We start from the raw sequence: 24863 nt of genomic DNA, 5'->3' as shown, positions 1-24863 counted from the left end.
CGAACCGCACCCCACGCGCTCGATTTGTACGACGAATATCCACCGCCTGTGGACAACTTTCGGCACGCGCCGGGCAATGCGGGCATGCTGACATTCGACCGGCGGAGCAGGACGAACATCCGCCGGCGCAACGGGGACGTACGGGGGTCGGGCATGCATCCGATGGTGAAACCCGCGCTGCGGCGCGGTTGGCGGGATCTCAACACCGCGCAGTTCGGGATGGCACCCGCACACGCGATGGTGCTCGGCCCGATGGACACGGCGACGGGCAGCCTCCTGACCTTGTTCGACGGCACCCGCGGCCTGCCTCTGTTACGCGACGAGGGGCGCCGCATGGGTCTGCCCGACGGCCATGTCGACGGTCTGGTGGAGCGACTGGCCCGGGCGGGACTGCTGGACGACGCGACGGGCGGCGGTCCGGCCGCCGACGCCTTGCGCAAGAAACCGGCGGTCCTGGACCGATTGCGGCCCGACGCCGCATCGCTCTCCCTGGTCACACCCGAACCGGGCGAGGCCATGCGCCGGCTGGCGGCCCGCCGCTCACTTCGCGTGCAGGTGCGGGGCGCGGGCCGGGTCGGAGTGGTGCTGGCCGCGGCGCTGGCGGGAGCGGGCGTGGGCCAGGTCGACGTGCAGGACGGCGGCTGCGTCGAGCCGTGGGACGTGGCTCCGGGCGGGCTGCCCGTCGAATCCATCGGTGAGCGCAGGGACGAGGCCGCACGCCGTGCGGTGCGCCGTGCGGCCCCGAACTGTCCGCCCCGGCGTGGCAGCGCACGCCCCGCTCCCGAAGAAGAGGATCCGGGCCTCTCCCTCGTGATCGTCACCCCCCGGGACGGCCTCGCCATCCACGCGCCCGACCCGTCGGCCGCCGAGCCGCTGATCGACTCCGGAACACCCCATCTGTACGCCGGGGTGGTGGAGGGCACGGGGGTCGTCGGCCCACTCGTCCTGCCGGGCGACACGGCCTGTGCGGGCTGCCTGGATCTGGGACGCACCGACCGGGACCCGACCTGGCCACGCCTGCTGGCACAGTGGCGTTCCGCCCAGTCCCGTCACGTGCCGGCGTGCGATCTGGCGCTGTCCACCGCGGTCGCCGGGCTGGCCGCGGGGCATGCGCTCGCGTTTCTGGACGGGGAGCTGCCGTCGAGTGCGGGGGCCCGATGGGAGGTCTCGGTGCCTGGTCTCGACTGGCACGCGACGCCGGTGTGGGAGCATCCCGCATGCCGCTGCGGGGCCGCGGAGAAAGCTAAGGGGGAGCAGACCTCGGACGACGAAGGGCCGCACGAGACAATGGCCGGGCAACAGCCGCACGCGGCACGGCTGTCCGGTACTTGGAGGGCGCATGTCTGATCTTCCCCGGAAGGCGGTCACCCGAACCGCCAAGCTCGCCGCACTACCGCTCGGCTTCGCCGGGCGGGCGACCTGGGGACTCGGCAAACGAATCGGCGGCAAGTCCGCCGAGCTCGTGGGTCGCGAGCTGCAACAGCGCACGGCGGAGCAGCTTTTCAAGGTGCTCGGCGAGCTCAAGGGCGGAGCCATGAAGTTCGGACAGGCCATGTCCGTCTTCGAGTCGGCGCTGCCCGAGGAGGTCGCGGGCCCCTACCGCGCGGCGCTGACGAAGCTCCAGGAGGCGGCCCCGCCGATGCCGACCCGCACGGTGCACTCCGTGCTGGCGGAGCGGCTCGGCGAGGACTGGCACGACCTGTTCCTGGAGTTCGAGGACAAGCCCGCCGCGGCGGCCTCGATCGGCCAGGTGCACCGGGCGGTGTGGCACGACGGCCGGGAGGTCGCGGTCAAGGTGCAGTACCCCGGGGCGGGCGAGGCCCTGCTGTCCGATCTGAACCAGCTGAGCCGTTTTGCCCGCCTGCTGGGACCGTTGATTCCCGGCATGGACATCAAGCCGCTCATCGCGGAGCTGCGCGACCGGGTGTCCGAGGAGCTCGACTACGCCCTGGAGGCGCAGGCACAGCGGGCGCACGCGGAGGAGTTCGCGGACGACCCGGATGTACTGGTGCCGGCCGTGGTCCACCAGTGCGAGCAGGTCCTGGTGACGGAGTGGATCGACGGGATCCCCCTGTCCGAGGTGATCACCGACGGTACGCAGGAGCAGCGCGACCGGGCAGGCCAGCTCCTGGCCCGCTTCCTCTTCTCGGGCCCGTCCCGCACCGGCCTGCTGCACGCCGACCCGCACCCGGGCAACTTCCGTCTCCTGCCGGACGACCCCGAGGACGCCGAAGCCGCCGAGGGCTCCGGAGGCAAGGGCGGCTGGCGGCTGGGCGTCCTGGACTTCGGCACGGTGGACCGCCTGCCGGGCGGCCTTCCTGCGACGATCGGCGACTCACTCCGCATGACCCTCGACGGCGACGCCGAGGCGGTCTACGACCTGCTCCGCGAGGAGGGCTTCGTCAAGGAGTCCATAGAGCTCGACCCGGACGCCGTTCTCGACTACCTGCTCCCCATCATCGAGCCGGCCCAGGCCGACGAGTTCACCTTCACCCGCGGCTGGATGCGCAGCCAGGCGGCCCGCATCGCCGACCCCCGCTCCCCCGCCCACCAACTCGGCAAACAACTCAACCTGCCCCCGGCGTACCTCCTCATCCACCGAGTGACCTTGAGCACCATCGGCGTGCTGTGCCAACTGGGCGCGACAGTACGACTGCGGGACGAACTGGAGGAGTGGCTGCCGGGGTTCGTACTGGACGACGACGAGCCCCTGACGGAGGAGGACTCGGCGGCTGGGGCGTGAGTTTGGGGTGCCGTTCCTTGGGCGGGGTGCCCCTATGCCCTTGGCCAAGGAAACGGAGGTGCGTCAGGTTGGGGAGCCGGTCAGCATGTCGAGGTGGCTGATCTGCCGTGGGACGACGTGAGCTGCTTCTTCGACCCGGACTTGATGGGGGCGCTGCCTGACGTGCGTGTTCCCGGTGCCTCGGTGGAGGACTGGCAGGCGGTCCTCGATCTTGCAGTGGAGAGGGGATGGAAGCGCCAGTACTCCGAAGGCAAGACGGTGCTTCCTGTGCCCCGCGCGGAGGCCGTGCTGTCCCGCCCGGCGGATGCCGAGTGCCCGGAACTACGTGTCTGGCCGACGGCCGATGTGCTGGCGATCTTTCGTTTCCATGCTGCCGATGAAGTCGACTTCGACATCGACCTACGGGAGTTGCAGGGCCAGGAGCGACTTGATGTGTTCTGTGGCTTCCTTCGGGAGATCGGGCGACAGTTGGGCAAGCCGGTGCTGATGGATCCGGAGGGCGACTGTGGCCATCCGGTGCTCGGGTTCGATGTCGAGGCTGATCGAGTCGTTCTCCTGGCCGAGCCGTGGGTCAGGTGACTGAGGCCGACCCGCCCCGGCGGACTGACTCCGGAGCTCACCACCAAGCCGAGTCCAGTCGTCCCTCGATCGCCCTGAGGTTGGCCCGGGCGCAGGTGTCGCAGATGTAGTGGCGGGTGCCGTTCTCCACGGAGAAGGTCCAGGTGAGTGGCGGGTCCTCTGACGTGGTGCCGCAGCGGGCGCACGCGATGGGCCGGGGCTCCGGGGTGGAGCCGCCGCTGTCACTGTCCCCGGGAAGACTCGTCACGTGGTGACGATAACTCCGGGGTCCGCGGTTGGTGAGGCGCAACGCACCGCGGGGGCCGGTCCGTTCGGACCGGCCCCCGCATCAGTTGTTGCTTCTGTTGCCGTTGCGAAAACGGCTCTACTGCATGACCGCCATGGCCAGTGCGCGGCGGGCGCGGCGTGAGGCGCGCTCGGCACGGCGCTGCATGCGACGGGCGGTCACCAGGCGCATCGCCCGGCGTTCCTGCTCCGCCTCATGCAGCCGCTCGTGCATATGCGCACGAGCCAGGGCTTCTGGGATGAGTTGCATCTCTCGGGTCCTGTTCTGGCGCGTGTCGTTCGCGCCGGTGGAGGTGAAGTCTGGGATCGCGGAGCCGGCGGGCTCGCTGGTGGACGGCTTCATCGGGACCTGCTTCTTGGGGTCGTGCGTCAGGGGGCGATCGATCGTTCCTAGGGTGTTCATGCCGAGACCGGGTTCTTGCGCGGGCGGCCACGCGGCCGCTTCCGGGCGACAACGACACCCTGGACGAAGAGCTCGCCGCCCCAGACGCCCCAGGGCTCACGCCGCTCCTTGGCGCCGGCGAGGCAGGCCTCGACCAGCGGGCAGGTGCGGCAGAGGGACTTGGCGTACTCGACGTCGGCCGGCGACTCGGCGAAGAAGACCTCCGGGTCGTAGGAACGGCAGGGGACGGGTACGCCGAGGTTCTCGATGGCGTCGTCGAGCGCGGTGAGCGCAGTGAGCGGGATCAAGGTGGAGTCCTCCGTGAGGCCGGGCGGGGAGATCGTTTCGGAAGGCGGTACGGACGGGGCGTGCGCTTCGAGTTGCACGGTTGGTCTTCCTCGTCTGGTCGTGCCGGCCGGGTCGGCCGGTTGGCGGCTGGTACCGGGTTCTTTTCTTGTCCCGAGGCCCCTTCGCTCTGTCGTCCCTGTTCGGGGACAAACAGAAGGGCCGCGGATCCCGGGTGGGGTTCCGCGGCCCTGAAGGCGCCGGCCTGATCGTCGATCAGGCTGGATCACTCCAGGGTTCAGGCCCACGGAAGGCCCACATCGTGTGGTGCGTCTGCTTGGCGGTGGCTCCGGCACCGGTGGCCGCAAAGGCATAGGCCTGCGCCTGTGCCTCTACTGCTTCCAGTGCCTTCATCGGTCGCTCATTGCGCTCACGGACAGGGAGACCCGAGAGAGACACGGAGGACACGGGCCGGACGGCAGCGATGCCGGACAGACCGGTGCCCAGGTTCGAGAAGCCGAGCAGGCACGTGGAGACGACCGAGCGATCGGTCAATTTGGCGGTGCTGACGGAGCTGCTGTTGATGCTGATCACTGGAATCGCCTCCTCTCGGCGTCTCTGGGACCGGGCGAGCCGGTCCGTCGGTTATTAAGTACAGCACGGAACCAGGGCCTTCGAGAAGGCCGCCGTTTCCGTGCTTTAGAACCTATGGGGATTGCTGGGGCATGCGCAAACTATTTTTTCGACGAGTTTGAATCAGTCCTCGTCCCCACCGTCCTCAACTTCCTGACCTGCACAGATGGCGAGTACGTCGGCCCCGTAGCGGTTGAGCTTGCGGGCGCGGACCCCTGGGATGCGGGACAGCTCGACCGGAGTGGACGGCACCGCTTCCGCGATGGCCATCAGGGTCTTGTCCGTGAAGACGCAGAAGTCCGGCTGCCCGCTGCGCTGCGCCTGGACCGCCCGCCAGTCGCGCAACCGCTCGTAGAGGCCTTCGTCCATGTCGGACGGGCAGTCCTCGCAGCGCATCAGTTTCATCTCGCCGGCGTCGTTGAGGGTGCGGCCGCAGACCCGGCAGCGGGCGGGGGTGCGGTTGGCCCGTCGGGTGACGCCGGGGGCGCTGCCGGGAACGCCCCTCTCGATGCCGCCCGAGCCGAGGGGACCTGCCGCGCCGCCGCGGTTCGCCGTGGTGACGGAGCCGGGGCGCAGTCCGTCGAGGAAGCGGCTGGGGCGCCGGTTGGGCCGGCCGCCGGGTGAGCGGGACAGTGCCCAGGAGACGGAGAGGTGCTCTCTGGCCCGGGTGACGCCGACGTAGAGGAGGCGGCGTTCCTCCTCGATCTGTTCGTCGGTCTTCGCGTAGGTGATCGGCATCATGCCTTCGGCGACGCCGACCAGGAACACGACGTCCCACTCCAGGCCCTTGGCGGAGTGGAGGGAGGCGAGGGTGACGCCCTGGACGGTGGGGGCGTGCTGGGCGCCGGCGCGTTCGTCGAGCTCGGCCACGAGGTCGCCGAGGGTGGCGTCGGGCTTGGCGGTGGCGAAGTCCTGGGCCAGGTGGGCGAGGGCGGCGAGGGACTCCCAGCGCTCTCTGACGGCTCCGGAGCCCGCGGGGGGCTGGTGGGTCCAGCCGTCTCCCGAGAGGACGGCTCGCACCAGCGAGGGCAGGTCCGGGGCGTCGTCGAGGAGTGAGTCGTTGCCCCCGAAGCGGGCCGCACCGCGCAGGGCGTGGATGGCTCTCTTCACCTCGGGCCGGTCGAAGAAGCGCTCGGCTCCGCGCAGTTGATAGGGCACCGCGACGTCGGCGAGGGCCTGTTCGTAGATCTCGGACTGCGAGTTCGTACGGAAGAGGATCGCGATCTCGCTCGCGGGGATGCCGGAGGCGATGAGGTCGCGGATGCGTCGGGCGGCGCCTTCGGCCTCGGCGGGCTCGTCGGTGTACTCGGTGTAGCCGGGTTCGGGGCCCGCGGTGCGCTGGGAGATCAGCTCCAGGCGGTGGTCGGCGGCACGGCCGCGGGCCTGGGCGAGCAGGCCGTTGGCGAGGTGGACGACCTGGGGGGTGGAGCGGTAGTCCCGGACGAGTTTGACGACCGTGGCTCCGGGGTGGCGGGTGCGGAAGTCGAGGAGGTGGTCGGGGGTCGCGCCGGTGAAGGAGTAGATGGTCTGGCTGGCGTCGCCGACGACGCAGAGGCTGTCGCGCTCGCCGAGCCACAGTTCGAGGAGGCGCTGCTGGAGGGGGCTGACGTCCTGGTACTCGTCGACCACGAAGTGCTGGTACTGGGCGCGGACCGCTTCGGCGATGTCGTGCTGGTCCTGGAGGATGGCGACGGTCAGCAGCAGGACGTCCTCGAAGTCGATGACGCTGCGGTCGCGCTTGAGGTCCTCGTACGCGGCGTAGAGCTGGGCGATCTCGGCGCGGTCGCGGGGGGCTTCGCGGCCGGCCTTGGCCGCGGCGGCGGCGTAGTCGGAGGGGACGGTCTGGGTGACCTTGGACCATTCGATCTCGGCGGTGACGTCCCGCAGTTCGCCGCGGTCGAGGCGGACGCGGCAGGTGGCCGCGGCGTCGGCGACGAGCTGGATCTTGCGGTCGACGATCCGGGGCAGGCTGCCTCCGACGGCTTTCGGCCAGAAGTACTGCAGCTGGCGCAGGGCGGCGGAGTGGAAGGTGCGGGCCTGGACTCCGGAGGCGCCGAGCTGGCGGAGCCGGCCGCGCATCTCTCCGGCGGCGCGGTTGGTGAAGGTGACGGCGAGCACGCTGGAGGGCTGGAGGATCCCCGCGCGCACCCCGTAGGCGATGCGGTGGGTGATGGCGCGGGTCTTGCCCGTACCGGCTCCGGCCAGCACGCACACCGGGCCGTGCAGGGCGGTGGCGACCTCGCGCTGCTCGGGGTCGAGCCCTTCCAGTACCGCGTCGGCCGTGTCAGGGGCCTGCGGGAAGAGGGTGGAATGCGTTGCTGCTGTCACCCCGCCATGCTGCCAGGTCGGCGGAGACGGGTGCGCCGGTTGTCCACAGGGAGGCGCTCGCAGTCGTACTAATGCGGCAGGCGCCCGGCTCGGCCCAGCGCGGAAGGCACCCGGCCGGCGTCGACGGCACCGCCCCTTTTCGCCGGTGCCCGCCGGGGCCGTCCTCCGCCGTGTGTACCGGCTCTCTCCCCTGCCCCGTACGGGAATGGCGGCCAGGTCGCGTACGTTCCATCACTGCGAAGACGCACTCCCTGCAGCGAAGGAGCATGAGAGACATGCTGGGCACTGTGACGATGTACAGCACCACGTGGTGTGGCTACTGCCGCCGGTTGAAGGGCCAGATGGACCGCGAGGGCATCACGTACAACGAGATCAACATCGAGCAGGACCCGGCGTCGGCGGCCTTCGTGGAGAAGGCGAACGGCGGGAACCAGACGGTTCCCACCGTCCTCTTCCCGGACGGTTCGACGCTGACGAACCCTTCGCTGGCGCAGGTCAAGCAGAAGATCGGCGCGTAGCCGGTACGTGCCTCAGGCGGCTGCTCCGCGCGTCGGCAGGGGCTTGCCGTACCAGAGCTCGATCAGGCGGGCCGCAATCGAGATGCCGTACGGAGGCAGGACCTCCCCGGACTCGAAGGCGGCCCGCAGGTCTTCGCGGGAGAACCAGCGGGCTTCCTGGATCTCCTCGCCGTCGACGTTGATCTCCGCCGAGGTGGCGCGGGCCATGAAGCCCAGCATGAGGCTGGAGGGGAAGGGCCAGGGCTGGCTGGCGATGTACTCGACCTCGCCGACGGTGACACCGGCCTCCTCGAAGACCTCGCGGCGGACCGACTGCTCGATGGACTCACCGGGCTCGACGAATCCGGCGAGGGTGGAGAAGCGGCCTTCGGGCCAGTGGACCTGCCGGCCGAGGAGGATGCGGTCCTCGTGGTCGGTGACGGCCATGATCACGGCGGGGTCCGTGCGCGGGTAGTGCTCGGCGCCGCAGGCGGGGCAGCGGCGGATGTGACCGGCCGCCGCGATCACCGTACGTTCGCCGCAGCGGGAGCAGAAGCGGTGCAGGCGCTGCCAGTTCTCCAGGGCGACCGCGTGCACCATCAGGCCCGCGTCGCGCTGTGAGAGGAGCAGGCCGGCCTCGCGCAGGCCGGCCGCGCGCGCGGACTGGTCCATACGGCCCGGAAGGGCGTCCTTCTGGAGTGCGAAGTAGCTGACGCCGTCGTCGTCGGTGCCCAGGAAGTAGCGGTGTGCTTCGGTGAGGGGCGCTTCGAAGGACGGGGTCATGACGAGCTCGGTGGTGCCGTCCGCCGTCTCGTCGATGAGGACCTGGCCGCCGGAGACCACGAAGGCGCGGGTGGTGGGGTGGCTCCACGCCGCGGCGAGCCAGGCCTCGTCGAGCCGGTGGTGGGCGGCCCGGTCGATGCCGCTCGGGGCGGTGAGCGAGATGGGACGGTCGGCGGTGTGGTCGGTCCAGGTGGTCACGGGTGCTTCCAACTCCCCCGGTGGAACGGTTGTTTCGGCGGGTGGTTCAGCGGCTGTACGGCAGGACGTGTGCGACGGGGCTTCTTCAGTGTGCATCGCGCCAGTTCTCGGCCAGGTCGCCCCACAGGTAGGCGGTGGTTTCGACGCCCTTGAGGAGCAGGTCTAGTTCGACCTTCTCGTTGGGGGCGTGCCAGCCGTCGGACGGGACCGAGATGCCGAGGAACAGCACCGGTGCGGCGAGGACGTCCTGGAGGTCCGCGGCGGGCCCTGATCCTCCCTCGCGGGTGAAGCGGATCTCCTGCTCGAAGGCGCGGCCCATGGCGCGTGCGACGGACTTCAGCGCCGGGTGGTCGAGCGGTGTGAGGCAGGGGCGGGTGGCGGCGGCGAAGGTGATCTCGTGGCGGATTCCGGCGGGCAACCGCTCGGCGGTCCAGGCGCGGACGATCTTCTCGATGTGGTCGGGGTCCTGTCCGGCGACGAGCCGGAACGAGAGCTTCACCATGGCCGAGGACGGGATGATCGTCTTGCTGCCGGGACCCTGGTAGCCGCCGCCGATGCCGTTGACCTCGGCGGTCGGGCGGGCCCAGATGCGCTCCAGGGTGGTCTGTCCGGCCTCTCCGTGGGTGGCCGTCGACCTGGCGGTGCGCAGCCACTCCGCCTCGTCGAAGGGCAGTTCGGCGAAGAGTTCGCGCTCGCGGTCGGTGAGTTCGGCGATGCCTTCGTAGAAGCCGGGGATCGTCACGCGCGCGTGCTCGTCGTGCAGGGCGGCGACGAGGCGGGCGACCGCGGTGGCCGGATTGGGTACGGCACCGCCGAAGGCGCCGGAGTGTATGTCCTGGTCGGGCCCGTACAGCGTGATCTCGCACTCGGCGAGGCCGCGCATGCCGGTGCACACCGTGGGGGTGGTCTCGGACCACATGCTGGTGTCGGAGACGATCACGGCGTCGGCGGCCAGCCGGTCCTTCCGCTCTTCGACGAGTGCGCGGAAGTACGGGGAGCCGGACTCCTCCTCGCCCTCGATGAGCAGTTTCAGGTGGACGGCGGGGGCGGTGCGGCCGGTGGCGGCGAGGTGGGCGCGGACGCCGAGTGTGTGGAAGAACACCTGGCCCTTGTCGTCGGCGGCCCCGCGCGCGTGGAGGCGGTTTCCGCGGACGACGGGCTCGAAGGGGTCGCTGTCCCAGCCGTCCTCGCGGGCCGCGGGCTGTACGTCGTGGTGTCCGTAGACGAGGACCGTGGGTGCCTGCGGGTCGTCGGAGGGCCACTCGGCGAAGACGGCCGGGGCTCCGGGTGTCGCCCAGACCTCGCAGGTCGGGAAGCCGGTCTCCTGGAGTTTGGCGGCGAGCCAGTCGGCGCTGCGCCGTACGTCCGCGGCGTGTTCGGGCTGGGCCGACACGGACGGGATGCGCAGCCACTCGGCGAGGTCGTCGAGGAAGGCGGCGCGGTGCTGCTCGATGTACGCGCGGACGGCGCTGTCCGGAGTCTTGCTCATGGTCACGAGCCTAGCCGTCCACGCGCGCGTGCTGGTCCGGCGGTTCCTCGGGGACCCCATCGGGTGGTTCTTCGAGGAGGAGCCGCTCCAGTGCGGCCCGGTCGGGCAGGCTCTCGGGCCGTACGACCTCGCCGCTGCGCACGTACAGGAAGGCGGCCCGTACGGATTCCAGGGGTACGCCGTGCTGCTCGGCCCAGGCGAGCCGGTAGAGGGCGAGCTGGAGGGGGTCGGCGTTGCGGGCGCGGTTGGTCTTCCAGTCGACGATCTCGTACGTCGTCCCGTCGCCGTCGTCTTCTTTGTAGACGGCGTCGATGCGGCCCCGTACGACGCGTCCGGCGATCTCGAGTTGGAAGGGTGCCTCGACGCGGTAGGGGGTGCGGTGGGCGTACGGGGTGCGTTCGAAGGCGTCCTTGAGGGCTTCCAGGTCGCGTTCGTCGGCGATCTCGGCCTCGCTGCCGGGCAGTTCCTCCGGTTCCAGCATCGGCAGCCGCAGCTCTTCGAAGCGGGCTTCGACCCAGGCGTGGAAGCGGGTGCCGCGGCGGGCGGCCGGCTGGGGCGGGCGTGGCATGGGGCGCGCCAGTTCCTGTGCGAAGGCGTCCGGGTCGGCGGCCAGGCTCAGCAGCTGGGAGGCGGTCAGGGAGGCCGGCAGGGTGACGTCCGTGACGCCTTCGCGGGCGCGCAGGAGCTCGCCGGTGAGGGCGTCCAGGTCACGGTCCCAGGAGGCGACGGTGCGGGCTTCCTCCGGGGTGAGGTGCCTGGTCTCGGAGGCGGGGCGCGGCGTCTCCGGAGGGTGCGGGCGTGCGTCCGGGGAGCGGGTGGAGTGCGCGTCCGGGGACTGGGTGGGGTGCGGAACCCTGGGGCGGTTCGTGGTCCACGAGTCCCCGTCTCCGCGGGCTGCCCCGTCTGTGAGATCGGTCTCTTCGTGGGGGCCGTCCCCGCGGGGCGTCTTCCTGAGTGACGTCTCTCCGTAGGGAGCGTCCGCGAAATCGTCGTCCCCGTAGGGGGGCTCATTCGGGAAGTCGTCCTCCGCATAAGGGGGCTCGTCGTAAGGCGGCTCGTCCCCGTAGGGGGGCTCGTCGTACGGCGGCTCGTCGTCCTCGGGCGGAGGCGGCCAGTCCGGGTCGTCGTACGACTCCGGGGCGTCGTGGGACGAGGGGTGGGCCGTCTCGTGGGAGTGGCCGGACTCCAGGTGGGCCAGGACCGTCTGGGCGGCCGCGCGGCGGCGGGCCATGGCCGCGTCGTCGAGCGGGAGCGGCCAGGCGTGGTCGCCGCCGGCCTCGTGGAGCGCGGGGTTCTCCTCGGTCTCCTCGGGTTCATCCGCCCAGGCCTCGATCTCGCCGTGCCCGGCCGCGCAGTGGTCGTACAGGGACTGCAGGAAGTCGGAGGGGCCGCGGGGCTTCTTCTGGGAGGGGCCCCACCAGTGGCCCGAGCCGAGCAGCAGGGAGCGGGGGCGGGTGAACGTGACGTACCCGAGGCGGAGTTCCTCGGTGTGCTGGTGCTCCTTCATGGCCTCGTGGAAGGCCTTCATGCTGCGGGAGTCCCAGGCGCCGATGTCCGGCAGGGTGTCGGCGTCACCGCGGAGCTCGTGCGGCAGGACCTTGCCCTGTGCGGTCCACTTCTCGCGGCCCTGGCTGCTGGGGAAGGTACCGGTGACGAGGCCCGGGACCGCGACGACGTCCCACTCCAGGCCCTTGGACTTGTGCGCGGTGAGCACCTTGACGGTGTTCTCGCCGCCCGGCAGGGCGTTGTCGAGGCCCTTCTCGTACTGGGCGGCGGTGCGCAGGAAGCCGAGAAAGGCGAGGAGGGAGGCCTCGCCGTCGTTGGCGGCGAAGGACGCGGCGATGTCCAGGAAGTTGGAGAGGGTCTCGCGGCGGCGGGCGGCCAGGGCGTGCGGGGAGGCGGAGAGCTCCACCTCCAGGCCGGTGGTGGCGAGGACCCGGTGCAGGACGTCCATGAGCGGGTCGGAGAGCGAGCGGCGCAGGTCGCGCAGTTCGGTGGCGAGACGTGCGAACCGTACGCGGGCGTCGGCGGAGAAGGGCAGTCCGTCGTCGTCCCCGTGGCCTCCGAGGGGTGTCTCCAGGAACGTGTCGAGGGCGTCCGCGAGCGAGATGATCTCGGCCGGGTCGATGCCCTCGACCGCGGCGGCGAGCCGCCGGTCGGGGTCGTCGTCGGCCCCCACGCGCGCGTGCGACACGAGAAGACGGGCCCTGCGTCCCAGGAGGGCAAGGTCGCGGGCGCCGATGCGCCAGCGCGGGCCGGTGAGCAGGCGGACCAGCGAGGCGTTGGCGCCCGGGTCCTGGAGGACCTCGCAGACGGCGACCAGGTCGGCGACCTCGGGCAGATGCAGCAGCCCGGAGAGGCCGACGACCTCCACGGGGATGTCGCGGGCGACGAGGGCGCCCTGGATCTCGGCGAAGTCGGTCGCCGTGCGGCACAGGACGGCGATCTCGCCGGGCGCCTTTCCGGTGCGTACGAGATGGGCGATGGAGTCGGCGAGCCAGTCCATCTCCTCTGCGTGGGTGCGCAGGAGGGCGCAGCGCACCATGCCGTCCCGCTCGGCTCCCGGGGCCGGGCGCAGGGCCTCCACGCCCGCGTGCAGGGCGCGCAGGGGCTCGGCGAGGCCGTTGGCGAGGTCGAGGAGACGGCCGCCGCTGCGGCGGTTCTCGCTGAGCGACTGGCGGGTCGCGGGACGGCCGTCGGCGTGGGCGAAGTGCTCGGGGAAGTCGTCGAGGTTGGCGACGGAGGCGCCGCGCCAGCCGTAGATCGCCTGGCAGGGGTCGCCGACGGCGGTCACGGGATGGCCCGTGCCGCTGCCGAACAGGCCCGCCAGGAGGATGCGCTGGGCCACGGAGGTGTCCTGGTACTCGTCGAGCAGCACCACTCGGAACTCGTCGCGCAGGATTCCGCCGACCTCGGGGCGCGTGCTGGCAAGGGTCGCGGAGAGGGCGATCTGGTCGCCGAAGTCGAGGAGGTCGCGCTCGCGTTTGGCGGCCCTGTAGCGGCTCACCAGTTCGGCCAGTTCACGCCGGGCGGCGGCCGTCTCGGGGACCTTGCGCAGGTCGGCGTTGGTGAGCTTGACGCTCTCCAGGTCCCGCAGCAGAGCGGCGTCGTAGGCCCGCAGGTCCTGGGGGTGTACGAGGTGTTCGGCGAGCTCGCCGTCGAGCGTGAGGAGGTCGCTGACCAGGTCGGGGAAGGAGCGGGTGAGCGCGGGGTAGGGCCCCGGTGCCTCGCGCAGGACGCGCGCGGCGAGCTGGTAGCGGGTCGCGTAGGCGAGGAGACGCGCGGTGGGTTCGAGCCCGATGCGCAGTCCGTGGTCGGTCAGCAGGCGGCCCGCGAAGGCGTGGTAGGTCGAGATGACCGGTTCGCCGGGCGGGTTGTCCGGGTCGATCACGTCCGGGTCGGTGACACCCGCCCTGATGAGTGCTTTCCGTACGCGCTCGGCGAGTTCGCCCGCCGCCTTGTTGGTGAAGGTCAGGCCGAGGACCTGCTCGGGCGCGACCTGTCCGGTGCCGACCAGCCACACCACGCGGGCGGCCATCACCGTGGTCTTGCCGGAGCCGGCGCCTGCCACGATCACCTGCGGGGCGGGCGGTGCGGTGATGCAGGCCGTCTGCTCCGGGGTGAACGGGATGCCGAGGAGCTCCTTGAGCTGCTCGGGGTCAGAGATACGGGCTGGCACGTCAGAGAGGCTAGCCGGGCCCACTGACAGCCGGTGCCGAATCGGTGGCCGGGCCGGAGGATGCGCTGGTCAGCACGCGTGGTGCGGTACGTCACTTCGTGTACGGCGGGAGCCCTTCGAACGGCGGAGCCTCCGGTACGGCGGATGCTGGCGCGCCCTCCGGGGCCCGCGCCCTGTCACTCGACCGTGGCCGTCACCCGACCGCGCCCTTCACCCACCGGACCATGCCTGTCACTCGACCACCTGCTGCCCTTCCGGCTCACTCGACCACGTGTCGCCCTTCCGGTCGCGCGCTGCACGAGGCCCGGAACGCGCAGTGGGTGCAGTGCTGGCCGGTCGTCGGGGTGAACCGTTCGTCGAGGACCTTGCCCGCTGCGGTGGCGAGGAGGTCGCCGACCCACTCCCCCTCCAGCGGCTGCTGGGCCTGCACCTTGGGCAGGGTCTCGCCGCCGTCCTTCTTGGGGGCGCCCTGACGGAGTTGGACGAGTTCGGCGCCGCCCGCGTCGGGGCGTTCACCCTCGAAGGCCTCGTCGACCGCGCCTTCGCGGACGGCGAGCTGGTAGACGGCGAGCTGCGGGTGGTGGGCGACCTCGGCCGCGCTCGGTGCCTGTTTGCCGGTCTTGAAGTCGACTACGTAGGCGCGGCCTTCGGCGTCCTGCTCGACGCGGTCCATGGAACCGCGGATGCGTACTTCGTAGGAGCCCGCTTCGAGGGTGACGTCGAAGTCGTGCTCGCTCGCCACGGGTGTACGGCCCGCGCGGGCGCCATTGGAATCGACGTGCCACTTCAGGAAGCGTTCGAGCGCCACGCGCGCGTGCTCCTTCTCCTGCGCCGACTTCCAGGGCGCGTCGAAGGCGAGCGCGTCCCACACGGAGTCGAGGCGCTCCATGAGGACGGCGAGGTCCGCGGGGGTGCGGCCGGAGGCGACCTCGTCGGCCAGGACGTGCACCACGTTGCCGAAGCCCTGGGCGACGGTCGCTGGGGCGTCGGCCTTCACCTCACGGCCCAGGAACCACTGCAGGGCGCAGGTGTTGGCGAGCTGGTCGAGGGCGCTTCCGGACAGCACCACGGGGTGGTCGCGGTCGCGCAGCGGCACCTTGCTCTCGGTCGGCTCGTACATGCCCCACCAGCGGTAGGGGTGGGCGGACGGCACGAGGGGGCGGCCGTCCTCGTCACCGAGCGCGGCGAGCCTGGCCAGCCGGCGGGCCGCGGCCTCCCTGAGCCGGTCCGAGACGCGCGGGTCGACCGTCGTGGCGCGCAGTTCGGCGACGAGCGCGGCGACGGACAGGGGGCGGCGGGGACGGCCCGTCGTGTCCTTGGGCTCCACGCCGAGTTCGGTGATGAAGCGCGAGGGCTGGTCGCCGTCGTCGGCCGGGGCCTTCACAGCGGTGACGACGAGGCGCTCACGCGCGCGCGTGGCGGCCACATAGAACAAACGGCGCTCTTCGGAGAGGAGCGCTCCCGGGGTCAGCGGCTCCGCGAGGCCGTCGCGTCCGATGCGGTCGGCCTCCAGGAGGGAACCGCGGCGGCGCAGGTCGGGCCACAGCCCCTCCTGGACACCCGCGACGACCACGAGGCGCCACTCCAGCCCCTTGGAGCGGTGCGCGGTCATCAAGCGTACGGCGTCGGGGCGTACAGCCCTGCGGGTGAGCGTGTCGGCGGCAATGTCCTCGGCGTCGATCTCCTCCAGGAAGTTGAGGGCGCCGCGGCCTCCGGTGCGTTCCTCCGCGCGGGAGGCGGTGGCGAACAGCGCGCACACGGCGTCGAGGTCGCGGTCCGCGTTGCGACCGGCCGCGCCGCCGCGCCGGGCGGCCCGCTCCAGGCGCTGCGGCCAGGGCGTGCCGTCCCACAGCTCCCAGAGGGCCTCCTCGGCCGTACCGCCGCCCGCGAGGCGCTCCCGCGCCTTCCGCAGCAGGGCGCCCAGACGCTGGGCCCCGCGCGCGTACGACGGATCGTGGGCCACCAGCCGCTCCGGCTCGGCCAGCGCTCGCGCCAGCAACTCGTCGGAGGGCGGCGGCACATGGTTGCCCGCGGCGCGCTCCTCCTCGCGCAGGGCGCGGCCCAGGCGGCGCAGATCGGCGGCGTCCATGCCGGCCAGCGGGGACGCGAGGAGGCTGAGCGCGGTCTCGGTGTCGAGCCAGGGCCTGTCCGGAGAGGGCGCGTCCGGGGCGGGTTCCTCGGCGGGGTCGGCGGGGTCGGCGGGGCCATCCGGCTCCTCGTCGGGCGCGCCCGCTTCCTCGACCGGTGCGCCGGCACCTTCGGAGGGTGTGCCCTGGTGGTCCGCCTCCGCGGATTCATCCGCCTCAGCTCGTACGCCCTCGTCGGGACGCACTTCGTCGTCGGCCTGTACACCCTCGCCAGCCCGTACGTCCTCGTCAGCCTGTGCGTCTGCCGCCGCACCCGCAGCCTCCGAGCTCCCCGCCGTACCCACGGCCCCCGAGGTCTCCGCCGCAGCCACCGCCCTGAGTGCCGTCAGGAGCGGCGACACGGCCGGTTCGTGCCGCAGGGCCAGGTCGTCGCCGTCGATGTCGAGGGGGACGCCGGCCGCGGTGAGGGTGCGGCGGATCGTCGGGATGGTGCGGGAGCCCGCGCGCACCAGGACGGCCATCTCGTTCCAGGGGACGCCGTCCTCCAGGTGCGCGCGGCGCAGGATGTCCGCGATGTTGTCCAGCTCCGTGCCGGGCGTCGGGTACGTGTGGACCTCGACGGTGCCGCCGCCCCGCACGGGGGCCAGCTCCCTGTGGGCGCGTACCTTCTCCGCGGGGAGGCGGGTCAGGGGCATGCGCTGGGTCAGCAGCCGGGTGGCCGCCAGGAGGCCGGCGCCGGACCTGCGTGAGGTCCTCAGGACCTCCATCGGTGCCGATGTACCGTCCGCGCGCGGGAAGGCGTCCGGGAACTGGAGGATGCCGTTCACGTCGGCGCCCCGGAACGTGTAGATCGACTGGTCGGGGTCGCCGAAGGCCACGAGGGTGCGGCCGTCGCCCGCGAGCGCGTGCAGCAGCCGTACCTGTGCCGGATCGGTGTCCTGGTACTCGTCCACGAAGACGGCGTCGTACCGCGCGGCCAGGCGCTCGGCGACCTCGGGGCGCCGGGCGAGCAGCACCGCGCGGTGCACCAGTTCCGCGTAGTCGAGGACTCCTTGCATGTCGAGGACGTCGAGGTACTCGGCGAGGAAGGCGGAGGCGGCGAGCCAGTCGGGGCGTCCGATGCGCCGGGCGAAGGCCTGGAGGGCGTCGGGACCGAGGCCCAGTTCGCGGCTGCGGGCGAGGACCGCGCGGACCTCGTCGGCGAAGCCGCGCGTGGTCAGGCAGGCGCGGAGCTCGTCCGGCCAGCGCACATGGGCGAGGCCGAGCCGCTCAAGGCCGGGCTGGCCCGCGAGCAGTTCCCGTACCGCCACGTCCTGTTCGGGGCCGGAGAGCAGCCGCAGCGGCTCCACGAACAGGTCGCTGTCCTGGTGGGCGCGGACCAGGGCGTAGCAGAAGGAGTGGAAGGTCGTCGCCTGGGGCGCGCGGGCCGCTCCTATGCGCAGCGCCATGCGGTCGCGCAGTTCGACGGCGGCCTTGCGGCTGAAGGTGAGCACCAGGATCCGCTCGGGGTCCGTGCCGCGCGCGATGCGCGCCGCGACGGACTCCACGAGTGTGGTCGTCTTGCCGGTGCCCGGACCTGCGAGGACGAGCAGCGGGCCGTGCTCGTGGTCAACCGCCGCACGCTGTGCTGCGTCCAGCAGAGGGGGAGCCACCCTGGCCGGCGGGGTACGCACCAGCCGGTAAGCGCCACGGGCCCCCTGTCGCCCCTGGGGGTGCGACAGGCGCCTGGTGGAGAAAGAGGAGCTCACGTGGTTCGCCGGTCCTGGTGGGTGTGCTTGGTTCTGTCTCTGTCGACGCGGAACGCCGTCGTTCAGCGGTGTTGGTGGGGCGACGGGTGGAGGGCCCCTCGCGCGGTGAGGGCGGTGGCCGCGGGATGAACGGGATGCGCGCCGTCGACGCTACGCCGGTGGATGTGGTGGAAGCAGCGCTTCCTCTTGTTCCCACCAGGCACACGCGCCTCCCGCCTCACGAACGTACGGCATGTCACGGGCGTGCCCCGCTTCCCCCGTACGGGCCATCGGTACCCCTCCTGACAGCTCGATGCCGGAAGCTGTCAGGTGTGACCCTCCGTGCGCCCGCCGCCGTCCCACCGCGCCCGTTTCATGTCGACGCGCGGGAGATGGCCCTCGGAGGCCCTGCTCGCCTCCTTCAGGGGCGTTCCCTCGGCGCGGTAGTGGCCCAGCGCCTCCAGCTCGTGGCCGGGGAGCAGCACGCCGTCCGCGCGTATGACCCGCCACCAGGGAACGGCTCCTCCGTAGAGGGCCATGACGCGGCCGACCTGTCGGGGTCCGCCCTCCTCCAGCCACTCGGCGACATCTCCGTACGTCATGACACGCCCGGGCGGGATCAGTTCGGCGACGTCGAGGACCCGCTCCGCGTACTCCGGCAGGGCGTCCGCCGGAAGGCTCTGCTCGCTCATCCGGCCCATCCTGCCCCAGAGCACCGACATCGTGACGCGGTGGCGACTGTGCGTATCCCTCGCCCCGGAGCAGCGCTTCAGGCAGACTGTGCGACCCCGCATTGCACCCTGATGCCCCCCTGTGTCGGCGGGGCATGCCACCATCGTGCGGGCGGTTACTGGTGATACGAGATCAAGAAGAGACGATGAAACAGCAGGGCGTGCACCCCGAAGACGCGGAGGGCACCTCTGAGGTTTCGTCGCGCCCGAACACCGGCGACGACTCGGACGAGCGCACTGCGAACGCGTCCGAGAAGACCGATCTGACCAAGAAGACGGACCCCGGCGGGCGAGCCGACGGACAGGCGGACGCGCACAAGGAGGGGGGCGACGAGGCGGCGGACTGCGCCGACGACGACGCCCACAGCGAAGAGGTCGAAGGCGACGAACCGTTGCTCCCCGCGCGCGTGCACCGCCCTTCCGACCTGATGCGTCTCCTGGTGGGCGTGCTCGCGATCGCCCTGTTGCTGGCGATCGCCGCGTTCGCGCACGGCACGACGTCGGGGCTGGCCCAGGACATCAACAAGGGCACCGACGAGGCACCCGACCTGCTGATCAAGATCGCGGGGCTCGCGTCGAGCATCGCGATCCTGTTGGTGCCGGTCGCGTTCGCCATCGAGCGGCTGATCAAACGCGACGGGCTGCGCATCGCCGACGGCGTGCTGGCCGCCGTCCTCGCACACGGAGTGACACTCGCCACAGACCTGTGGGTCGCCAAGGCCGCACCGGACTCGATCCAGAAGGCGCTCACCCAGCCCTCCCCCGGCGACATCCACGCCCTCACCGACCCGGTGCACGGCTATCTCGCGCCGGTGATCGCGTACATGACGGCCGTCGGCATGTCGCGCCGGCCACGCTGGCGCGCGGTGCTGTGGGTCGTGCTGATGCTCGACGCCTTCTCCATGCTGGTCACCGGCTACACGACCCCGTTCTCGATCATCCTGACCGTGCTGATCGGCTGGAGCGTGGCGTACGGGACGCTGTACGCGGTCGGCTCGCCGAACGTACGGCCCACGGGACGGACCCTGATGGCGGGCCTGCGGCACGTCGGCTTCCACCCGGTGAGCGCGGCCCGGGACGAGACTCCCGAGGCCCTGGACGGCGACCGTGGCCGCCGGTACTTCGTGACGCTCCAGGACGGTCCACCGCTGGACGTCACGGTGGTCGACCGCGAACAGCAGGCGCAGGGCTTCTTCTACCGCGTGTGGCGCCGTCTGACGCTGCGCGGCATCACCACGCGCCGCAGCCTCCAGTCACTGCGCCAGGCCCTGGAGCAGGAGGCCCTCCTCGCGTACGCGGCCATCGCGGCCGGAGCCAACGCGCCCAAGCTGATCGCGACGTCCGAGCTCGGCCCCGACGCCGTGATGCTGGTCTACGAGCACACAGGTGGGCGCACGCTCGACTCGCTGCCGGACGAGGACATCACCGACGACCTGCTCCGGGACACCTGGCACCAGGTGCAGGCGCTGCAGTCCCGGCGCATCGCGCACCGCAGACTCGCCGGCGACGCGATCCTGGTGGATCGTTCCGGCACGGTGATCCTCACGGACCTGCGCAACGGCGAGATCGCGGCCGGTGAGCTACTGCTGCGCATGGACGTCGCCCAGCTGGTGACCACGCTCGGCCTGCGGGTCGGCGCGGAGCGCGCGGTGGCCTCGGCCGTCGGGGTGCTCGGCCCGGACGCGGTCGCGGACTGTCTGCCCATGCTGCAGCCCATCGCGCTCACGCGCTCCCACCGCGCGACGCTGCGGAAGCTGGCCCGGGAGCGGTCGGAGCGCGAGCGCGAGGCCGTCCTGGAAGCCTCCCGGCAGGCCAAGCTGGCCCGCGCCGAGGAGCACGAGCACACCCCCGAGGCGACCAGGCCCGTCCTGGAGAAGCCCGACAAGAAGGCCGTACGCGCCGAACAGCGGGCCGAGAAGCGCGCCATCGACGACGCCCTGGAGGAGGCGCGCGAGGAGGATCTGCTCACCCAGATCCGTCACCAGGTGCTCCTGATCAGGCCGCAGGCACCGGTCGAACCGGCCCGTCTGGAGCGCATCCGGCCGCGCACGCTGATCAGTTTCATCGCGGGCGCGTTCGGCGCGTACTTCCTGCTGACGCAGCTCACGCACATCGAGTTCGGCACGCTCTTCGACGAAGCGGAGTGGGGCTGGGTCGCCGCCGCCGTGCTCTTCTCGATGCTGAGCTACTTCGCGGCGGCCATGAGCCTGCTGGGCTTCGTGCCCGAGCGGGTGCCGTTCATGCGGACCGTGGCCGCGCAGGTCGCCGGGTCCTTCGTGAAGATCGTGGCGCCCGCGGCGGTGGGCGGTGTCGCCCTCAACACGCGGTTCCTCCAGCGCTCGGGGGTACGGCCGGGGCTCGCGGTGGCGAGTGTCGGCGCGTCGCAGCTGTTCGGGCTCGGCTGCCACATCCTGATGCTGCTCTCCTTCGGCTATCTGACCGGTACCGAAAAGACGCCCTCCTTGTCGCCGTCCAGGACCGTCATCGCAGGTCTGCTGACCGTGGCGGTCCTCGTCCTCGTGGTGACCTCGGTGCCGTTCCTGCGGAAATTCGTCGTCACGCGCGTGAGGTCGCTGTTCGCGGGTGTCGTGCCGCGCATGCTGGATGTGCTGCAGCGGCCGCAGAAGCTCCTCACCGGCATCGGCGGCATGCTTCTGCTGACGGCCTGCTTCGTGATGTGCCTCGACGCGTCGGTCAGGGCCTTCGGGACCGAGGGCATGCCCTCCCTGAGCATCGCCAGCGTCGCCGTGGTCTTCCTCGCCGGAAACGCGCTCGGCTCCGCCGCTCCCACCCCCGGTGGCGTGGGCGCGGTCGAGGCGACCCTGACGGTCGGTCTGATCGCCGTCGGGCTCCCCAGCGAGGTCGCGGCGCCCGCCGTCCTCCTGTACCGGCTGCTCACGCTGTGGCTGCCCGTGCTGCCGGGGTGGCTGTTCTTCAACCACCTCACGCGCAAGGGCGCGCTCTGACCCCTGAGGTGCCTCTGGGCGCCCCTGAGCTGCCCCCTGGGACACGAGAAAGCGCTCCGCAGAAGGGCGTAGGGGCTCTCACCCGCACGGCCCGTGCCCCGAGCGCCCCGCCCCGGGCGACCTCAGGATGGGAGCATGCCGAACCCTTCCCCGCTGCGGGCCGCCGCCCTGACCACGACCGCCGTTCTGCTGTCGGCGGCCCTCGCCGGCTGCGGCGGCGACGGTGACTCCAAGGACGAGGACCTGTCGGCGCAGAAGCTGAGCTGGAAGGACTGCCCGGAGCCCTCCGAGGCCGAGGGCGGCGGAGACGCCCCGTCGCCCCTGCCGGACGGTGACACGTGGAAATGCGCGACCCTGAAGGCACCTCTCGACTGGGACAAGCCCAAAGGGGACACGATCGGGCTCGCGCTGATCCGCGCGGAGGCGAGCGGCGCCAAGGACAAGCGCATCGGCTCACTGATCTTCAACTTCGGCGGCCCCGGCGGCTCGGGCGTCACCACGCTCCCCGCGTTCGGCAAGGACTACGAGCAACTGCGCACCCGCTACGACCTGGTCAGCTTCGACCCCCGGGGCGTCGGTCGCAGCGCGGGCGTGAAGTGCGAGAGCAACGAACAGCTCGACGAGTACTTCCAGCAGGACGCCACCCCCGACGACACGGCCGAGCAGAAAACCCTCCTGGACAACACCAAGGGGTTCAACGCGGCCTGCGAGAAGAACTCCGGCAAGACCCTCCCGTACGTACGCACCACTGACGCGGCCCGCGACATGGACCTGATGCGGCAGGTCCTCGGCGACGACAAGCTGCACTACTTCGGCATCTCGTACGGCACGGAACTGGGCGGTGTGTACGCCCACTTGTTCCCCAAGAAGGTGGGGCGGGCTGTTTTCGACGCGGTCGTGGACCCGACGCAGAACTCGGAGCAGGGGTCGCTCGGGCAGGCCAAGGGCTTCCAGCTCGCGCTCGACAACTTCGCCGAGGACTGCACGTCGAAGACGGAGGACTGCCCGCTCGGCGACAGCGCCCAGGACGTCAAGGACCGGATCGCCAAACTGCTGAAGGACCTCGACAGCAAGCCCATCCCGGGCGTCTTCCCCCGTCAGCTGACCCAGACCGCCGCCACCAGCGGCATCGCGCAGTCCCTGTACTCGAAGGACTTCTGGGAGTACCTGACCGAGGGACTCCAGCAGGCGTACGACGGTGACGGCAGGGTGCTGATGCTGCTGGCCGACTCGATGAACGGGCGCAACCAGGACGGCGAGTACAGCAACATCGCCGCCGCCAACGTCTCCATCAACTGCGCCGACGACAAGCCCCGCTACACCACCGCAGATGTGCAGGCGAAGCTTCCGGAGTTCCGCGAGGCCTCGCCCCTCTTCGGCGACTATCTGGCGTGGGGCCTGGTCGGCTGCACCGACTGGGCGGTGGCGGGCGCCGCCGACCACCCGGACGTCAGTGCGCCGGGCTCGGCGCCGATCCTCGTGGTCGGGAACACCGGCGACCCGGCGACGCCCTACGAGGGCGCCCGCAAGATGGTGGATTCGCTGGGCAAGGGCGTCGGGGTGGAGCTGACGTACAAGGGCCAGGGGCACGGGTCGTACGACAGCGGAAACAAGTGCGTGCGCGACGCCGTGAACGGCTACCTGCTGAACGGCAAGGTTCCGCCGAACGGCAAGGTCTGCTCGTGAAATAGCAGGTCAGACGGTTATCCACAGGGCATCACGGCGCTCGCGGCCTTCTGCCTACTATTGCCTGACTGTCATCCGCGACATCCGGCGGACGACGCCCGCGAGGGGGGAAGTGTTCATGGCGCGTATCGCACGGTGGACGGCTGTGGCCGCCGCCGCGTTGCTGGTGGCCGGCTGCAGCGGCTCGTCCGGGAACGACGGGGACGAGAGCAAGGACGACGGAAGGCCGCCTGCCGCGGCCCCCTCCGACACCACCGGGCTGCCCGCTTCCCTCACTTCACAGAAGCTCGACTGGGAGGGCTGCAAGGCCACGGCGACGGGCCCCGCGCCGGGCGACGACTGGCGGTGCGCGACGCTCAAGGTGCCGCTGGACTGGTCGAAGCCGACGGGCGAGACCATCGGCATAGCGCTGATCCGCAGCGAGTCGAGCGGCTCCTCGGACGAGCGCATCGGCTCGCTGCTGTTCAACTTCGGCGGCCCGGGCGGCTCGGGCGTCGACTATCTGCCGCCGTACGGACCGACGTTCGCCGCGCTCCACAAGAAGTACGACCTGGTGAGCTGGGACCCGCGCGGCGTCGCGGCCAGCGAGGGCGTGCGCTGCCGCGACAACAAGGAGATCCAGACGGCCGAGTCGGTCGACACCACTCCGGACACCTCCGCCGAGGAGACCACGTTCTTCAAGGACGCGGCCGACTTCGGCAAGGGCTGCGAGAAGTCGGCGGGCAAGCTCATGGAGCATGTCTCGACGACCGACACGGCCCGGGACATGGACCTGATGCGCCATGTCCTCGGCGACCAGAAGCTGCACTACTTCGGCATCTCGTACGGCACGGAACTGGGCGGCGTGTACGCCCACTTGTTCCCCAAGAACGTGGGGCGTCTGCTCCTCGACGCGGTCGTCGACCCGACCGCCGGCACGGTGGGCCACGCCAAGAACCAGGCCAGGGGCTTCCAGCGCGCCCTGGAGGACTACCTCAAGTCGACGGGCCAGGACCCGCAGGAGGGCTCCCAGAAGATCGTGGATCTGCTGCAGCGGATCGACTCCGAGCCGCTGCCGACGACGAGCGGCCGCGACCTCACCCAGCAGCTGGCCCTCACGGGCGTCATCTACCCGCTCTACAGCAAGTCGTCCTGGCCCGCGCTCACCAGCGCGCTCGAAGCGGCCGAGGACGGCGACGGTACGGAACTGCTCGCGCAGGCGGACGGCTACAACGACCGTGACGCGTCGGGGCGCTACGGCACGACGACGCATTCACAACGGGTCATATCGTGCTTGGACGACAAGGAGCGGCCGACGCCCGAGGAGGCGAAGGCGCTGCTCCCCGAGTTCCGGAAGATCTCGCCCGTCTTCGGCGACTCGATGGGCTGGGACACGGCGGGCTGGTGCCACGACTGGCCGGTGGCCGGACAGCACGAGACGGCGGAGGTGTCCGCGCCCGGCGCGGAGCCCGTCCTGGTGGTGGGCAACACCGGCGACCCGGCGACGCCGTACGAGGGTGCCCGCAAGATGGCCGACGAGCTGGGCAAGGGCGTCGGTGTGCAGCTCACCTGGAAGGGCGAGGGACACGGGGCGTACGGGAGCGGGAGCGACTGTGTCGACAGCACGGTGAACGACTACCTGCTGGACGGGAAGGTGCCGGACGACGGCAAGGTCTGCGAGTAGCCGGCCGGGCAGCCCCGACCAGGGAGGTCCGGTCCGGGGCAGTCACGCCCAGGGCGGTCCTGCTCGGGGCAATGGAAAAGGGCCCGGCACACCTGGTGCCGAGCCCTTCCTCCGAAGAAGGC

At 71.3% G+C, this 24863-nt stretch carries 17 protein-coding genes; 7 read left to right on the top strand and 10 right to left on the bottom strand.

The genetic code is table 11. The annotated features are described in order from the left end of the window. Positions 1-153: 153 nt before the first annotated feature. The 3 genes from ACN20J_RS32140 to ACN20J_RS32130 all read left to right on the top strand — a co-directional run bounded on the left by ACN20J_RS32140 (position 154) and on the right by ACN20J_RS32130 (position 3322). Positions 154-1347 carry a TOMM precursor leader peptide-binding protein gene (locus ACN20J_RS32140; RefSeq protein ID WP_419668999.1) on the top strand — a complete coding sequence of 398 codons (1194 nt, stop codon included), beginning with the start codon at positions 154-156 and terminating at the stop codon, positions 1345-1347. Beyond that, complete coding sequence (locus ACN20J_RS32135) at positions 1340-2743, top strand: ABC1 kinase family protein (RefSeq protein WP_419667373.1); 1404 nt, start codon at positions 1340-1342, stop codon at positions 2741-2743. The genes ACN20J_RS32140 and ACN20J_RS32135 overlap by 8 nt, the downstream gene beginning before the upstream one ends. Positions 2744-2836: 93 nt before the next feature. Beyond that, positions 2837-3322 (top strand): hypothetical protein, encoded by a 486-nt coding sequence (locus tag ACN20J_RS32130; RefSeq protein ID WP_419667372.1) that lies wholly within the window; start codon positions 2837-2839, stop codon positions 3320-3322. A 37-nt stretch (positions 3323-3359) separates the two neighbouring features. On the opposite strand, the gene ACN20J_RS32125 is transcribed toward ACN20J_RS32130, so the two are convergent. From ACN20J_RS32125 to ACN20J_RS32105, 5 genes are all read right to left on the bottom strand, one after another. Further along, positions 3360-3569 (bottom strand): hypothetical protein, encoded by a 210-nt coding sequence (locus ACN20J_RS32125; RefSeq protein ID WP_189837516.1) that lies wholly within the window; start codon positions 3567-3569, stop codon positions 3360-3362. A 117-nt stretch (positions 3570-3686) separates the two neighbouring features. Further along, entirely contained in the window at positions 3687-4010 is a 324-nt protein-coding gene (locus tag ACN20J_RS32120) for a hypothetical protein (RefSeq protein ID WP_189837515.1), read from the bottom strand. Further along, entirely contained in the window at positions 4007-4375 is a 369-nt protein-coding gene (locus ACN20J_RS32115) for a WhiB family transcriptional regulator (protein ID WP_189837514.1), read from the bottom strand. The genes ACN20J_RS32120 and ACN20J_RS32115 overlap by 4 nt, the downstream gene beginning before the upstream one ends. A gap of 175 nt (positions 4376-4550) precedes the next feature. After that, a complete protein-coding gene (locus ACN20J_RS32110; protein ID WP_189837513.1) occupies positions 4551-4868 on the bottom strand; it encodes a hypothetical protein in 318 nt (105 codons plus the stop codon). Between the two features lie 162 nt (positions 4869-5030). Beyond that, complete coding sequence (locus ACN20J_RS32105) at positions 5031-7235, bottom strand: ATP-dependent DNA helicase UvrD2 (RefSeq protein WP_361921660.1); 2205 nt, start codon at positions 7233-7235, stop codon at positions 5031-5033. A gap of 275 nt (positions 7236-7510) precedes the next feature. On the opposite strand from ACN20J_RS32105, the gene ACN20J_RS32100 reads away from it, so the two are divergent. Beyond that, positions 7511-7753 (top strand): mycoredoxin, encoded by a 243-nt coding sequence (locus tag ACN20J_RS32100; RefSeq protein ID WP_055610529.1) that lies wholly within the window; start codon positions 7511-7513, stop codon positions 7751-7753. A 12-nt stretch (positions 7754-7765) separates the two neighbouring features. Here the strand turns inward: ACN20J_RS32100 and nudC are convergent, their stop codons facing one another. The 5 genes from nudC to ACN20J_RS32075 all read right to left on the bottom strand — a co-directional run bounded on the left by nudC (position 7766) and on the right by ACN20J_RS32075 (position 18387). Then, positions 7766-8713, bottom strand: coding sequence for an NAD(+) diphosphatase (nudC, locus tag ACN20J_RS32095; RefSeq protein ID WP_246575274.1), 948 nt, complete (start codon positions 8711-8713; stop codon positions 7766-7768). 85 nt (positions 8714-8798) lie between these two features. Next, complete coding sequence (locus tag ACN20J_RS32090; protein WP_362001371.1) at positions 8799-10202, bottom strand: dipeptidase; 1404 nt, start codon at positions 10200-10202, stop codon at positions 8799-8801. 10 nt (positions 10203-10212) lie between these two features. Beyond that, positions 10213-13881: an ATP-dependent helicase gene (locus tag ACN20J_RS32085; protein WP_419667371.1), complete on the bottom strand. Its 3669-nt coding sequence runs from the start codon at positions 13879-13881 to the stop codon at positions 10213-10215. 259 nt (positions 13882-14140) lie between these two features. Then, the gene (locus ACN20J_RS32080) at positions 14141-17716 is read right to left on the bottom strand and encodes a UvrD-helicase domain-containing protein (protein WP_419667370.1); all 3576 of its coding nucleotides are present in this window, start codon (positions 17714-17716) and stop codon (positions 14141-14143) included. A 305-nt stretch (positions 17717-18021) separates the two neighbouring features. Next, positions 18022-18387 (bottom strand): MGMT family protein, encoded by a 366-nt coding sequence (locus tag ACN20J_RS32075; protein ID WP_190229722.1) that lies wholly within the window; start codon positions 18385-18387, stop codon positions 18022-18024. Between the two features lie 185 nt (positions 18388-18572). Between ACN20J_RS32075 and ACN20J_RS32070 the strand changes: the two genes are divergently transcribed. The 3 genes from ACN20J_RS32070 (at position 18573) to ACN20J_RS32060 (ending at position 24741) form a co-directional block, all read left to right on the top strand. Beyond that, entirely contained in the window at positions 18573-21392 is a 2820-nt protein-coding gene (locus ACN20J_RS32070) for a lysylphosphatidylglycerol synthase domain-containing protein (protein WP_419667369.1), read from the top strand. A 135-nt stretch (positions 21393-21527) separates the two neighbouring features. Next, a complete protein-coding gene (locus ACN20J_RS32065) occupies positions 21528-23078 on the top strand; it encodes an alpha/beta hydrolase (protein WP_419667368.1) in 1551 nt (516 codons plus the stop codon). A gap of 118 nt (positions 23079-23196) precedes the next feature. After that, a complete protein-coding gene (locus ACN20J_RS32060; RefSeq protein WP_419667367.1) occupies positions 23197-24741 on the top strand; it encodes an alpha/beta hydrolase in 1545 nt (514 codons plus the stop codon). Positions 24742-24863: the final 122 nt, after the last annotated feature.

It is taken from the genome of Streptomyces sp. 2-1 (assembly GCF_048564895.1).
In the GTDB taxonomy this organism is placed as follows: Bacteria; Actinomycetota; Actinomycetes; order Streptomycetales; family Streptomycetaceae; genus Streptomyces; species Streptomyces phaeochromogenes.
Note: the sequence above shows the minus strand (reverse complement) of the source record. Positions and strands in the feature narration are given on the sequence as shown.